Raw genomic sequence first — 12762 nt, forward strand, 5'->3', positions numbered from 1 at the left:
GTACATAAGCTTTCTTTAGTAACAGGATATAAAAAAAACGCCGCGAATACAATAGATTCGCGGCGTTCTGGCACACGGCCCCCGGCCTGTAACCTGGTACATTTCCTGTACTTTGGTACAGCCTATCGGGAAGCCTCTTGTTCTTGTTTCAAATGGTGCAGATACATACAATATTTCACATACCATATCTCAGCCAGGACAAAATAAGGCATCATGGACTGAAAGGCGACGTGGTCGTCTTCCTTGTCATAGAGCTGGAAGCGGGCCGGCGAGACGTAAAAATTGACCGTCGACAGCGACGCCAGGGTATTGTCGTGCAGGCGGGTAATGGAAATGAAGGGAATGTCCCGCAGTTTCAGGGCCTGGGCCAGTTCCTTGACGGCCGGCGATTCGCCAGAGAAGGAGACGATGATGAACAAGTCGTCTTTGGTCATGGTCCGGATGAGGTTGCAGAACTCTTCCCGTGCCGGTACGTCGTAGAGCATGACGTTGTCGTAGAAAAAAAGACGCTTCAGCTCCTGGACGACGTTATTCTGGACGTAGCCCGACGCATAGGTGAAAATCCGGTTGGCTTCATGGACGAGGGCGCTGGCGCTATCGAAGTTACGGCTGCAGAGCTTGTCCACGGTCTGTTCATAGAAGCGCTGGAGTTCGTCCATGACATTCGTATCATAGCAGGAAATTTCCGGTTCTTCCCGCTTGAGGAGCATCTTGAATTCACCGAAGCCGTCGAGGCCTAATTTCTGGGCAAAGCGGACAATCGTCGTCGTCGAGACGTGACAGGCCTTGGCCAGTTCATGGATTGAGCTGTGGCGGACAGCGGCGCGGTGCTGCAAGATGTACTTCCATATCCCCATATCCGTATTATTGAGCTGCTGACGATGGGCGTTGATGAGTTCGGCAAGTTGCATGGCTGGTTCCCCCTTCACGAAACAGGCCCCGGCGGAAAAATCCGCAGGGGCCGGGTCATAGTTTCATTATAAGGAATCCAGGGACGGACGTCAAGCTGGTGGGCGCTGTGCCGCACAGAAAAAGGCTGCCATTTTACTACAAACTACAAACTCAAAACTCCATAAGAAGCTGTCTGTATAGAATAGCACTTCCGCTGGCTGACTATTATCTACAAAGTGCCGCAGCGATGGCAGCGCCGACGGAGGCGCCGTTGCTGTTGGGGATGACGTGGATGCGCGTATTTTCGGTCGGAGCCATGCAGAAGACGCAGATGGCATCTTCGATGAGCGACGGAACGCCTTTGATCTTTTCGACCAGGCTGCCTTCGATGGCGATGGACTGTTCCGTAAAGCCCTTATCCTCTGCCAAGTGACTGAGAAGGCCGAAGCTGGCCGCCCCGATGAGCTGGGCTGCCCGGGCAAAGACGGCCCGGACCAGGGCACAGAGGCATTCTTGCTCTTCTTCGCTGACGGCAAAACCGAGCAGTTCTTCTGCCGTCTGCTGGCCGGAAATGAGTTCGTTCATGTCGCGCGTCGTAAAATACGGGATGTCCCGTTTGAGGTATTCGCCAAAGACGACGCGGCAGACTTCGCTCAAATAGCGGCCGCCGATCATCTTTTCAAAGGGATGGTCGCCAGGCAGCTGAGACGCTTCATCGACGAGGCGGTCCCAGACCGTAGCCGGGCCGCCGTCGAAGCCGGCCGCTTCCAGGTTGACGATCATCTGCAGGGCCGGTTCATAATAGCACATGTTAAAGCCCGTGCCACAGACGATGCCGATGCGCGACGGGTTGTGCTGATAGACCGAAGAAAGGAGGGTCGCCGTCGTATCGTTGAGCAGGGCTACCGGTTCGATGCGGTCCAGGCCGGCCCGGACGAGGGCCTCTTTCAGCAGGCCATTGATGGACTGGCCGGCCACGCCGGGAACGGCGATTTCCTTGGACCAGGCGATGAGGCTGGCATCCTTGGCCGACGTCTGGTCGACGGCAAAGGAAAAGGTAAAGCCCAGTTTATAGTCGTGATTGCCGTCAGCCGCTTCCTTGACGATGGCGGCGATGAAGTCGAAGAGTTCGTCTGCCGTCTTCGCCGAAGCTGTGTAGTCGTAGTCAGCGCATTTCAAGGGTTTGGCCACCTTGATTTCTACGGCAAAGCCCTGTTCGCCCATGAGGCGGATGCGCGAAGCCCGGACGTTCGTGCCGCCGAAATCCAGGGCCAGGAAGGTCCCCGTTTCCCGTCCCGTCGGCAAGCCCAGATAGGTGCGCAGCGCCGAAAGGGAGCTCTCCTTCCCTTCCAGAGCGTCTTCGGCACTCTTCCGGAAGTGCTGTGCCAGTTCCCGCAGCTCTGCGCCGGATAACTGCAATGCCTGTCTCATTTTTTCCCAATTTTTTATCGTATCTGCCATGATCGTCGGCCTCCTGTCTGTACGCAAAAACATCTATATTCTCATGATAATGAAAAAAGACCATAAAGACAACTCTTTTATGGCCTTTCGGTTCCGTAACACGACAATGGACGGTAGTACAAAATATGGATATTGGTACGGGATTGCGTGGCTTGTGCTCGCAACACACAAAATCCGGGCGGGCGCGCCACGTGCGCGCCCCTACATGGCTGGCTGATTATTCCTCCATCCATCTGTAGGGGCGTCCGCGTGGGACGCCCGTTACACCAGTTTATATGCAAAAATAAAAAGGAACCGTGCACGATGGTGAAGACCTTCATGTCCAGTTCCTTGAATAGAGCTTGGTGGGCGATAACAGGATCGAACTGCTGACATCCTGCTTGTAAGGCAGGCGCTCTCCCAGCTGAGCTAATCGCCCAAGTGGTGACCCCTACGGGATTTGAACCCATGTTCTCGCCGTGAAAGGGCGATGTCTTAGACCGCTTGACCAAGGGGCCACGTAATGTGGAATGTGGTGATCCACCCGAGATTCGAACTCGGGACACCCTGATTAAAAGTCAGGTGCTCTGCCAACTGAGCTAGTGGATCATAATGGCAGGGGTAGTAGGATTCGAACCTACGGATGACGGAGTCAGAGTCCGTTGCCTTACCGCTTGGCGACACCCCTGTATGGCTCCTCAAGTAGGACTCGAACCTACGACAAATCGGTTAACAGCCGATTGCTCTACCAACTGAGCTATTGAGGAATAAATGGAGCGGAAAACGAGACTCGAACTCGCGACCCCCACCTTGGCAAGGTGATGCTCTACCACTGAGCTACTTCCGCATGTGTGTTGTCTGTTTCAGAAGACTTGATTATAATACCAAATCCGCAGGATTCTGTCAAGGGATTTTTTGAAAAAAATAAAAAAAGGCGCTGTCCCACGAAGACAGTGCCTTTTTGAGTGGTTAGTGGCTAGGGGTTAGGGGATGGTTTTAAATTTAAAGGCTTTCCCGCACGTGGCGGACCTGCTAGCTGCTGACAGCTGACTGCTAGTCCCTAGCCCCCTACCTGCTAATCGCTAATGATTTTAGCCTTGAAGACCAGGGCTACGTCGGCGTCGGAACAGCAGAATTCGGCTTCTCCTTCCGGCTGTCCCGGAAGCTGGCCGCCATAGCGCAGGATATCGACATAGGGAAAGGCACAGTGCAGGGCCATGGGACAGATTTTTCCCCGGCCCGTATCGTAATCAAAGGTTTCCCCGATGTGATGGCCGCGATGGCAGCCCATAGTCCCCAGTTTCCCCGTAATCGTAAGCTGGATAGCGGGACGTTTTCCTCGTGACATGGTGTTCTCCTTTGTGGATAAGTAAGCAGAAATTGTCGCATTAAGCTATCGGCTTTCGTGCGGCAACTCTGTTTCACACTGTAGGGGTCGCCACGTGGGCGACCCGTTGGGCATTGGGTGGCGCTCTCTCCAAGCTGGAAAATCGCTCATATTCCGGAGCGGGCTTGCCACGTGCAAGCCCCTACAAGATTGCAGGTTACGGAATCGCAAACAGCCGCTTGGCGTTTTCTGTGGTCGCCCGGGCCACTTCGGCGGCGTCTATGCCCCGCAGGGCAGCGATTTCTTCGGCGACGTAGTGGACATAGGCCGGCTCATTGCGCTGGCCGCGGTGGGCCTGGGGCGTCAAGTACGGGCAGTCCGTTTCGATGAGCATGCGGTCTAACGGCAAATGGGACGCGACGCGTTTGGCCCGTTTGGAATTGGGATAGGTCAAGGGCCCGTCAAAGCCGAAATAGAAGCCCATGCGCAGCAGTTCGTCCGTCATTTCCAGACTGCCTGAATAGCAGTGGAAGACGCCGCGGATGCCCTTGCCGTACTGGCGCAGGATGTCCAGCGTGTCACCGTGGGCTTCGCGGTCATGGATGATGATGGGTACGTCGAGTTCCCCAGCCAGTTTGACCATGTCGATGAAGACGGCCTGCTGGACATCCCGGGCCGGTTCAGGCCAGTGATAATCCAGGCCGACTTCGCCGACGGCGACGACTTTCTCTTCCGACTGTATCCATTGGCGCAGCTTGTCGACATCGCCATCCTGGACCTTGGCCGCTTCTTCGGGATGGATGCCGACGGCGGCATAAAGACCGTCGTGTTCCCTGGCCATGGCGATGCACTGGGCTGACGTTTCCATATCCGTCGCCGGGCAGATCATGAGGCCTACGCCGGCTGCGGCCGCCCGGTCGAATACGGCCGGACGGTCTTCAGCGTAAGCGCCGTCATTGACGTGGCAATGGGTATCGAAGAGCATCAGCGGACCCGGCTTCCCGGTGCCATGCCGTCGACGAAAGCGACCTGCAGGTTATCGTTGCCATCGGAAGCAGCCAGGAGCATACCTTTCGATTCAACACCGCAGAGCTTGACCGGTTTCAGGTTGGTGACGACGATGACGCAGTGACCGATAAGGTCTTCCGGTTTATAGTACAGAGAAATACCGCTGACGATCTGGCGCGTTTCCGTACCGAGGTCGACTTGCAGTTTCAACAGTTTCTTGGCCTTAGGTACTTTTTCACAGGCTACGATTTTGCCGACGCGGAGGTCGATCTTGCCGAAATCGTCGATAGTGATTTCCGGCTTCGTCGGTTCCTGGGCAGCCGGGCAGGCCTGAGCGGCTTTCTTTTCTTCTTCCGCTTCGGCGACTTCTTCCTTCAAATCGTAGCGCGGGAAGAGGGCATGGCCTTTGCAGACCTTCGTATCAGCCGGATAACGGCCCCATTCCTGGGCAGCCGGCAGATTGGCTTCGGCAAAGTCACCTAAGCCGAGCTGTTTCCACATTTCCGCTGCGCTGGCCGGGATGAAGGGGCTGACCAGGGTAGCGATGATGCGCTGGGCTTCGAGGAGATTGTACAAGACCGTCTGCAGGCGCTGGGCTTTGGCATCATCTTTGGCCAGGACCCACGGCGTCGTTTCGTCGATGTATTTATTGCTGCGGCGGATGAGGGCCCAGACGTCGTTGATGGCGTCATTGATCTTCATGTCGTCCATGTAGGTTTCAAAGCGTTTTGCCGTTTCCACAGCGCACGTTGCCAAATCGTCGTCGACCGGTTCTTTGACCGTCGGGCCGGCAGCGATGCCGCCTTCGTATTTTTCAACCATAGCCAGGGTACGCTGCAAGAGGTTGCCCAAGTCGTTGGCCAAATCGGAGTTGATGCGGTTGATGAACGACGGCAGGGAGAAGTTGCCGTCCTGGCCGAGGCGGATTTCCTTCAGGAGGTAATAACGGAGCGCATCGGCGCCATAGCGGTCGATGAGGGGGATCGGATCGACGACGTTGCCCAAAGATTTACTCATCTTCGTGCCGTCGACGATGAGCCAGCCATGACCGAAGACTTTCTTCGGCAGCGGCAGGCCGCAGCTCATGAGCATGATCGGCCAGATGATGCTGTGGAAGCGGACGATTTCCTTGCCGACCAGATGCAGGTCAGCAGGCCAGAATTTCTTGAATTTTTCCGGGTCATCGAGATAGCCGGCGGCCGTGACGTAGTTGACCAGGGCGTCGAACCAGACGTAGACGACGTGTTTCGGGTCCCAGGGGACCTTGATGCCCCAGTCGAAGGACGTACGGGAAACGCAGAGGTCTTCCAGGCCGCTCTTGACGAAGGAAATCATTTCGTTGCGCCGCGATTCCGGCTGGATGAAGTCCGGGTTTTCGTCGATGAATTTCAGCCAGCGGTCGGCGTATTTGTTCATCTTCAGGAAGTACGCTTCTTCCGAAACGAGTTCCAGCGGACGGCCGCAGTCCGGGCAGACGTGTTTGCCTTCGGGCAGCTTGTTTTCCGGCCAGAACGTTTCGCACGGCGTACAGTACCAGCCTTTGTATTCGCCTTTATAGATATCGCCGTTGTCGTAGGACTTCTGCATCAAAGCCTGGACGACTTTTTCATGGCGTTTTTCTGTCGTGCGGATGAAGTCATCATTGGAAATGTTGAGTTTTTTCCAGAGCTGCTGGAAGAGGGCGACGATTTCGTCGACGTATTCAATCGGTTTGACGCCTTTTGCTTCGGCTGCACGCTGGATTTTCTGGCCGTGTTCATCCGAGCCGGTCAGGAAAAAGACGTCGTCGCCGCGCAGACGGTGGAACCGTGCCAGCGAGTCGGCAATGGTCGTGCAGTACGTGTGCCCGATGTGAAGTTTGGCACTTGGATAGTAAATAGGTGTTGTAATGTAATACTTTCTTTTTTCAGACATGGGATTTTCCTCCTATACCGGCAAATGAGCCGGATGTTATAAACTAAGCGCAGCCTGGTATACACTACGTTTAGGCACGCCGCACCGTCTGGCGACGGTCCGGATGGCCTCTTTCTTATCGACGCCCTGTTCCATCAGTTCCCGGACCAGGGACGCGTAATCGACGTCGCCTGAGGCAGCGGATTCGGCAGCAGGCGCCGCCCCTTCGACGAGGATGACGAATTCACCGCGCGTCCCCTGTTCGGCCAGGTCGGCCCGCAGCTGGCTGAGACTGCCGCGCAGGTACTGTTCATACCGCTTGGTCAGTTCCCGGCAGAGGACGGCCCGGCGGTCGCCCAGGACTTCGAGCATTTCGCCCAGGACCTGCTGGATGCGGTGAGGCGCTTCGTAAAAGATGAGCGTCCCTTCATAGGCTTTCACCGATTCCAGGACGGGCAGGCGGTGTTTCTGGGTCTTCGGCAGGAAGCCGACAAAGGTAAAGCGCGTCGTATCCATGCCAGAGGCAATGAGCCCGGTCAGGCCGGCATTGGCGCCGGGCAGGGGTACGATGGGGATATCGGCTTCCAGGGCCAGGCGGACCATATCGCTGCCCGGGTCGCAGATGGCCGGCATGCCGGCATCGCTGACCAGGGCGATCATCAGGCCGTCTTTCAATTTTTCAATGAGCTGCGGCCCTTTTTCAGCTTTATTGTGTTCATGATAGCTGGTCAATGGCGTATCGATATCATACGCCAGGAGCAGCTGTTTCGTATGACGCGTATCTTCTGCCGCGATGAGGTCGGCTTCGCGGAGGCAGCGGACCGTGCGGTACGTAATGTCTTCGAGATTGCCGATAGGCGTCGGGCAAAGATACAGCGTCCCTTTCTGAAAGATTTCCGGCATCATGTTCCTCCCTAGGTTATCGTTTCCCGTATAATCGCAGGACGGCATCGCTGTAGCTGCCGTCGGAGTTGTGGACGATGAGCGGCGGCAGGACGTCCATGCCCTTGCTGCCGCCGCGGATGCCCTCGACGAGGAAGAGCTTGGCCTTCTTGTCAGGCCGGCCGTGGACCATCTGCAATACTTTCGGTTCGATATCTCGGGTGCGCATGGCCTCTAAAATATCGGCCAGTCGTTCCGTAATATGAACCATGCGGAAGCGGCCGTGATATTTCAAGGCGTATTTTACAGCATCGAGGACGTCGCCGAGGGTCGCCGTCTCTTCATGGCAGGCCCGGCGGATGCCGTCGACGTCGCTATAGGCACCGCGGCTCTTTTCCCGGTACGGCGGGTTGGCATAGACTGCGGCAAAAGCGCCGCTCGCCGCCCACTCCCGGATGCGGCGGTAGTCGCCTTCGACGATGGTAATGCGGTCGTCCCGGCCATTGAGGGCGACGTTACGGCGGGCAATGTCGGCCATGACGGGATTGAATTCCACTGCCGTCAGCGCCTTGGCACCGCGGGCCGTCAGGATGAGAGGGATAGCCGCCGTCCCCGTCCCCAGGTCCAAAGCCGGTCCGTGAGGCACGGCACCGAAGTGGGCCAGAAGGACCGTATCCAGGGAAAAGCAGAACTGGTCATCGCGCTGGATGACTTTCATACCGTCCAGGACCAGGTCGTCCAGCCGTTCGTGCGGGCCTAACTCAATGTTCATGTTCCGTTTCCCCTACGTCCGACCAGGGCACGTTGATGTTGTGTCCCGATTCGAGCTGGACTTTGACCGTATGGTCCTTCATGTGGACGCGCAGGACCGTGCCGACGCCTTCGTCGGTCATGACCCGTTTGCCCACAGCCGGCGGCTTCTGCTGTTCACAGCCCTTCTGCTGGCAGTTGCAGCACTTCAGCTCGCCCGACGTATAGAGCTGGTTTTCATAGCGCAGGCAGCACATGAGGCGGCCGCAGATCCCGGAAATCTTGGTCGGATTGAGGGACATGCCCTGGCCCTTGGCCATGCGGATGGAAACGGGCTTGAAATCGCCCAGGAACGTAGAGCAGCACAGGGGCCGGCCGCAGCAGCCGATGCCGCCGATCATCTTGGCTTCGTCGCGCAGGCCGATCTGGCGCAGTTCGATGCGCGTGCGGAAGACCGACGCCAGGTCGCGGACGAGTTCGCGGAAGTCGATGCGGCCGTCAGCCGTAAAGAAGAAGATAATCTTGCCCATGTCGAAGGTATAGTCGACGTCGATGAGTTTCATGGGCAGTTTGTGCTTGGCGATCTTCGCCAGGCAGATGCCGAAAGCTTTCTTTTCCCGTTCCTTGTTCTTTTCCACCTGGCGAATGTCCTTGGCCGTCGCCTTGCGGATGATCGGCTTCAGCGGCTGGACGACTTCCGACGAATCGACACTGCGCGGCGCAATGACGACATGGCCGAATTCCATGCCCCGCGCCGTTTCGACGATGACGCCGTCATCCAGCTTGAGTTCGATAGTGGCGGGATCGAAATAATATATCTTTCCGGCAGGTTTAAAGCGTACACCTACAACGATCATTGAATTCCTCCTCTAAGCCGTATGGCCTGGAGGCATACATAGTCCCAGACCAGGCGGACGTTGACGTGACGCGAGACGGCTTCCAGCCCTTCATCGAGCACCCGGGAAAGGCCGAAGACGGCGTCATCCGTCCAATACGGCAGTAATTCTGTCATTTCATGGATATATCCTTTTAAACGTATATAGTCCCGGCCGGCACCGCTGCGCAGGACGGCCATGTCGCGGAGAAAAAGGCTGATCCAGCCGAGTATCTCCGTCGTTTCCTTATCCGTCAGCGCCGCGGACAGGGCCAGCCATTTGGCATAGGGACAGGCATGTTTCGCCGTAGTCGTCAAAAAATCCAGGGCGAAATGGGCCTTATCCGTCCCCTGGCCGTCGAGATAGGACAATACGGTCCGGACGATGCCGCCACCCCAGAGGATGGCTTCGTCCCAATTCCCGCCGTCGCCCCGCAGGCGCCGCAGTCCCTGGCGCATCTCGTCGTCGCCGACAGGGTCGAAGGTAAAGCGGGCACATCGGGAAATGATGGTCGGCAGCAGCAAATCGGGCTGGTCCGTAATCAAGATGAAGCAGACGCCCGACGGCGGTTCTTCTAAAATCTTCAGCATGCGGTTGGCAAATTCTGTATTCATCGTCTCCACATGGTCGATGATACAGACCCGGCGGTGACCGGCTTCGCCCTGCAGGGCCAGTTCGCCCTGGAGCTGGCGGAACTGGTCCACTTTCAGCATGGCCCCCATCGGCGCCAGATAGAAGGCATCGTCTTTATCGCCGGCTACGGCTTCGCCTTCGCGGCTGGCCAGGTCGGGAAAGACACGGCGTCCGACCAGGGCCGAGGCGACGGCGATGGCCATCAGGGTCTTGCCGATACCAGCCGGGCCGGCAAAAATCATGGCATGAGGGATGCGGTCCTCGTCGATGAGGCGGGCGAACTGTTCTTTCAGGCGGCTGTGGCCGATAATCGAATCAAACAGTGTCCTGTCCATCATGTCGCCCCCTTACGCCAATAAAATACCTTAACAATTAATTATAGAAAAAATCCCCTACAAAGTAAATAGGCAGACATATAAGTCTTGATGGATGGCTTCAGGCGTGCGCATGGCCCCGCCTTCCGTGCAGGCAATGCGCTGCCAGTGATAGCGTTGGGCCAGCTCATCATAAGCGGCGTGGCATTTGGCCAGGAAGCCTTCATTCTTTTCGTGGATATCGCCAGTCTGGCCGCCGGTCTTGCCCGTCCGGTCCGCCATGAGCCGCTCCGTGACGGCCAGGGGGACGTCGAGGAGGAAGACCTTGTCCGGTGCCGGCAGGCCCATCTTGCGGAATTCAAAGTCCTCGAGCCAGGCCAGATAAGCCCGGCGCTGGGCCGGGTCGTCGATCTTGATCATCTGATAGAGCATGTTGCTCGTCGTATAGCGGTCGGCAATGACGATGCCGCCCTGTTCGTAGAAGGCTTTCCACTTCATCTGATACGACGCGAAGCGGTCGACGGCAAAGAAGGCCGACGCCGCATAGGGATTGACGGCATCGGCATCGCTGCCGAAGTCGCCGCGCAGGTACATCTTGACCAGGGCGCTGGAGTCGCTGTCATAGTCGGGGTAGCTGACGGACTTCACGTCATAGCCGTCGCGCTGCAAGTGTTCCGTCAGCAGGCGGGTCTGCGTCGCTTTGCCGCTGCCGTCACCGCCTTCGATGATGAATAATTTACCTTTCATGGAAATCCTCCTTCAAGACGCGTATCGTCGCCAAGGTCCCGTCAGCCGGGCCGTTCGGCTTATAGCCGCCAGCCATCTTGCGTCGGATATAGGCCTGGCAGGCCGCCGTAATTCCTTCACCCAAGGTCAGGACCGGAATGCCTGGCGGGTAGAAAGTCACGTTCTCTGCGGCAATGCGGCCACAGGCCTTTTCAAAGGGCACCGTCTCTACCGGGCAGTTCCAGGCCTGACGCGGCACCATGACGACGCGGGGCACGGGCAGGGCCTGTTCGGCCACCGGGCCGGCCTGGCAGAGGCTGCGCCCTTCGGCGATAGTCCGGCAGGCCTGTACCAGAGCCTGGGCTGTTTCTTCCGTATCGCCTAAGGTGATCAGGGCCAGGACGTGATTGCCGGCGACGAGCTCGACTTCGATGCCCTGCTGACGCAGGAGCCGTTCGGCCGTCACACCGTCGAGGCCGACGCCGGAAAAGTCGATAGTGATTTTCGTTTCATCAAAGCCGCTGACGACCTGTCCGTCGATGATGTCCCGGCCAAAGACGGTCAAGCCGGGAATGGCGTTGATGGCGTCCCGCACCGACCGGGCCAGGTCCAGGGCCCGGCCGATGAGTTCCGGTCCTTCCAGGGCCAGCTGCTGGCGGGCGCTGTCCAAGGAGGCCAGGAACCAGTAATGAGGACTCGTCGACTGGACGACGGCCATGGAGGCGGCGACGCGGTCCGTCAGGTGAAAGCCCTTGCGGCAGTGCAGCATCGACGTCTGCGTCAGGGAGCCGGCCATCTTATGGGTACTCTGGGCCACACAGTCGGCACCGCAGGCCAGGGCTTCGGCAGGCAGGTCCCGATGGAAGCCCAGATGGGCCCCATGGGCTTCATCGACGAGGACATAGAGGCCTTTTTCATGGGCATAGGCCGTGAGGGCCTTCAAGTTACCGGCAATGCCGTCGTAAGTCGGATAGGTGAAGACGACGGCCTTGGCCCGGGGATGGGCGGCGACAGCCCGCTTCAGACTGTCCAGGTCCGGTCCCAATGATACCTGACGGGCCGCATCGAAGCGGCTTTCCATATAGACCGGAACGGCGCCGCTCAGGACCAGGCCGTTGATGACGCTCTTGTGGGCTTCGCGGGGGATGATGAGCTCATCGCCATCGCCGCAGACAGCCAGGATCATGGCTTCGATGCAGGCCGTCGTGCCGTTGATGGAAAAGAAAGTCCTCCCGGCGCCATAGAGGTCGGCGGCCAGTTCCATGGCTTCCTTCAGCGCCCCTTCGGGCTGGAATAAGTCATCCAAAGCATACATGACGCCCAGGTCCCGCCGCAGGGCGTCGCCAAAGAGATTGGCCTGGTATGCAGAAATGCCCTGTCCCAGTTTATGACCCGGTGTATGGTAGGCCTTCATGTGCTGCTGGCAATACCCTTCCAGGGCTTCGACGAAAGGCGCCTTTTGCTGCTTTTCTCTATCCATGGGCCACCTCATATAGCCGAAAGGAAGCCGCGCAGCAAGGCGTGGCTCTTTTCATAAGAGAACTGTTTCATCTGCTTCAGCGAGCGCTGCAGAGAGCCGTGCAGGCGGTACGACGGCAGTTCGGCCGGCGTGACCCAGCGGTAGGCCAGATGTTCTTCTGATAATGTAACGTTATCGGACGTGGTTATGGCCGTAAAGATGACACCATTCAGGAATTGGCCGTCTTTCTTCTGGTAACTCCAGATACCTGCCGGAGCCTCTAAGGTGATGGAAAGGCCCGTTTCTTCGCTGACTTCCCGGCGCAGGCCGGCTTCAAAATCTTCTGTAAAGCGCAGGCCGCCGCCAGGGAATTCCCAATGATGCAGCCCTTCGGCATCGTTCTTCTGCAACAGCAGCAGCTTCCCTTCATGAAAAATCATCGCTTTGACACTCAACCCCATCAATACATTTGCTTCTTGCGCCATAACCCCAATCTCCTATCTATACAAATTCATTGCAATAAACATAGTGAACGTACTCCCGCCTATAGAGGCGGGAGCTTCC

General features: G+C 57.5%; 12 protein-coding genes and 6 tRNA genes. All 18 read right to left on the reverse strand.

What is annotated here, in order from left to right; all coding sequences use genetic code 11:
• Window positions 1-122: 122 nt before the first annotated feature.
• Window positions 123-911, reverse strand: coding sequence for a MurR/RpiR family transcriptional regulator (locus tag ACFCTO_RS06570; protein WP_499876590.1), 789 nt, complete (start codon window positions 909-911; stop codon window positions 123-125).
• 205 nt (window positions 912-1116) lie between these two features.
• Window positions 1117-2352: a hexokinase family protein gene (locus tag ACFCTO_RS06575; RefSeq protein WP_499876591.1), complete on the reverse strand. Its 1236-nt coding sequence runs from the start codon at window positions 2350-2352 to the stop codon at window positions 1117-1119.
• Window positions 2353-2694: 342 nt separating this feature from the next.
• Window positions 2695-2770: transfer RNA gene (locus tag ACFCTO_RS06580), tRNA-Val, on the reverse strand.
• A 3-nt stretch (window positions 2771-2773) separates the two neighbouring features.
• Window positions 2774-2849, reverse strand: a tRNA-Glu gene (locus ACFCTO_RS06585).
• A 15-nt stretch (window positions 2850-2864) separates the two neighbouring features.
• Window positions 2865-2940 (reverse strand) — tRNA-Lys (locus tag ACFCTO_RS06590).
• 4 nt (window positions 2941-2944) lie between these two features.
• Window positions 2945-3019 (reverse strand) — tRNA-Gln (locus ACFCTO_RS06595).
• Window positions 3020-3022: 3 nt separating this feature from the next.
• A tRNA-Asn gene (locus ACFCTO_RS06600) sits at window positions 3023-3098 on the reverse strand.
• A 5-nt stretch (window positions 3099-3103) separates the two neighbouring features.
• Window positions 3104-3178, reverse strand: a tRNA-Gly gene (locus tag ACFCTO_RS06605).
• 228 nt (window positions 3179-3406) lie between these two features.
• Complete coding sequence (locus ACFCTO_RS06610; RefSeq protein ID WP_299723249.1) at window positions 3407-3679, reverse strand: TIGR04076 family protein; 273 nt, start codon at window positions 3677-3679, stop codon at window positions 3407-3409.
• 196 nt (window positions 3680-3875) lie between these two features.
• The gene (locus ACFCTO_RS06615; protein WP_299723246.1) at window positions 3876-4643 is read right to left on the reverse strand and encodes a TatD family hydrolase; all 768 of its coding nucleotides are present in this window, start codon (window positions 4641-4643) and stop codon (window positions 3876-3878) included.
• Window positions 4643-6580, reverse strand: a complete 1938-nt coding sequence (gene metG, locus ACFCTO_RS06620) for a methionine--tRNA ligase (protein ID WP_499876592.1) — start codon at window positions 6578-6580, stop codon at window positions 4643-4645. Before metG ends, ACFCTO_RS06615 begins: the two co-directional genes overlap by 1 nt.
• A 36-nt stretch (window positions 6581-6616) precedes the next feature.
• Window positions 6617-7462 carry a 16S rRNA (cytidine(1402)-2'-O)-methyltransferase gene (gene rsmI / locus ACFCTO_RS06625; RefSeq protein ID WP_036243873.1) on the reverse strand — a complete coding sequence of 282 codons (846 nt, stop codon included), beginning with the start codon at window positions 7460-7462 and terminating at the stop codon, window positions 6617-6619.
• A 16-nt stretch (window positions 7463-7478) separates the two neighbouring features.
• Entirely contained in the window at window positions 7479-8213 is a 735-nt protein-coding gene (locus ACFCTO_RS06630) for a tRNA1(Val) (adenine(37)-N6)-methyltransferase (RefSeq protein ID WP_492001155.1), read from the reverse strand.
• Window positions 8203-9048, reverse strand: coding sequence for a PSP1 domain-containing protein (locus ACFCTO_RS06635; RefSeq protein WP_292261602.1), 846 nt, complete (start codon window positions 9046-9048; stop codon window positions 8203-8205). Before ACFCTO_RS06635 ends, ACFCTO_RS06630 begins: the two co-directional genes overlap by 11 nt.
• Complete coding sequence (locus tag ACFCTO_RS06640; RefSeq protein ID WP_499876593.1) at window positions 9045-10037, reverse strand: DNA polymerase III subunit; 993 nt, start codon at window positions 10035-10037, stop codon at window positions 9045-9047. The genes ACFCTO_RS06635 and ACFCTO_RS06640 overlap by 4 nt, the downstream gene beginning before the upstream one ends.
• Window positions 10038-10091: 54 nt before the next feature.
• A complete protein-coding gene (locus tag ACFCTO_RS06645) occupies window positions 10092-10760 on the reverse strand; it encodes a dTMP kinase (protein WP_492001158.1) in 669 nt (222 codons plus the stop codon).
• Window positions 10750-12219 carry an aminotransferase class I/II-fold pyridoxal phosphate-dependent enzyme gene (locus ACFCTO_RS06650; RefSeq protein WP_499876594.1) on the reverse strand — a complete coding sequence of 490 codons (1470 nt, stop codon included), beginning with the start codon at window positions 12217-12219 and terminating at the stop codon, window positions 10750-10752. Before ACFCTO_RS06650 ends, ACFCTO_RS06645 begins: the two co-directional genes overlap by 11 nt.
• 8 nt (window positions 12220-12227) lie before the next feature.
• Window positions 12228-12683, reverse strand: a complete 456-nt coding sequence (locus tag ACFCTO_RS06655) for an NUDIX hydrolase (RefSeq protein ID WP_337465533.1) — start codon at window positions 12681-12683, stop codon at window positions 12228-12230.
• Between the last annotated feature and the right edge of the window lie 79 nt (window positions 12684-12762).

Source organism: Megasphaera indica (genome assembly GCF_046614755.1).
GTDB lineage: Bacteria > Bacillota > Negativicutes > Veillonellales > Megasphaeraceae > Megasphaera > Megasphaera intestinihominis.

Excerpts from the sequence above, each read along its gene's own strand:
- metG (WP_499876592.1), bottom strand. The coding sequence starts at position 6,580 with ATGTCTGAAAAAAGAAAGTATTACATTACAACACCTATTTACTATCCA.
- ACFCTO_RS06615 (WP_299723246.1), bottom strand. The coding sequence starts at position 4,643 with ATGCTCTTCGATACCCATTGCCACGTCAATGACGGCGCTTACGCTGAA.
- ACFCTO_RS06650 (WP_499876594.1), bottom strand. The coding sequence starts at position 12,219 with ATGGATAGAGAAAAGCAGCAAAAGGCGCCTTTCGTCGAAGCCCTGGAA.
- ACFCTO_RS06645 (WP_492001158.1), bottom strand. The coding sequence starts at position 10,760 with ATGAAAGGTAAATTATTCATCATCGAAGGCGGTGACGGCAGCGGCAAA.
- ACFCTO_RS06655 (WP_337465533.1), bottom strand. The coding sequence starts at position 12,683 with ATGGCGCAAGAAGCAAATGTATTGATGGGGTTGAGTGTCAAAGCGATG.
- ACFCTO_RS06640 (WP_499876593.1), bottom strand. The coding sequence starts at position 10,037 with ATGATGGACAGGACACTGTTTGATTCGATTATCGGCCACAGCCGCCTG.
- ACFCTO_RS06635 (WP_292261602.1), bottom strand. The coding sequence starts at position 9,048 with ATGATCGTTGTAGGTGTACGCTTTAAACCTGCCGGAAAGATATATTAT.
- ACFCTO_RS06570 (WP_499876590.1), bottom strand. The coding sequence starts at position 911 with ATGCAACTTGCCGAACTCATCAACGCCCATCGTCAGCAGCTCAATAAT.
- rsmI (WP_036243873.1), bottom strand. The coding sequence starts at position 7,462 with ATGCCGGAAATCTTTCAGAAAGGGACGCTGTATCTTTGCCCGACGCCT.
- ACFCTO_RS06630 (WP_492001155.1), bottom strand. The coding sequence starts at position 8,213 with ATGAACATTGAGTTAGGCCCGCACGAACGGCTGGACGACCTGGTCCTG.
- ACFCTO_RS06575 (WP_499876591.1), bottom strand. The coding sequence starts at position 2,352 with ATGGCAGATACGATAAAAAATTGGGAAAAAATGAGACAGGCATTGCAG.
- ACFCTO_RS06610 (WP_299723249.1), bottom strand. The coding sequence starts at position 3,679 with ATGTCACGAGGAAAACGTCCCGCTATCCAGCTTACGATTACGGGGAAA.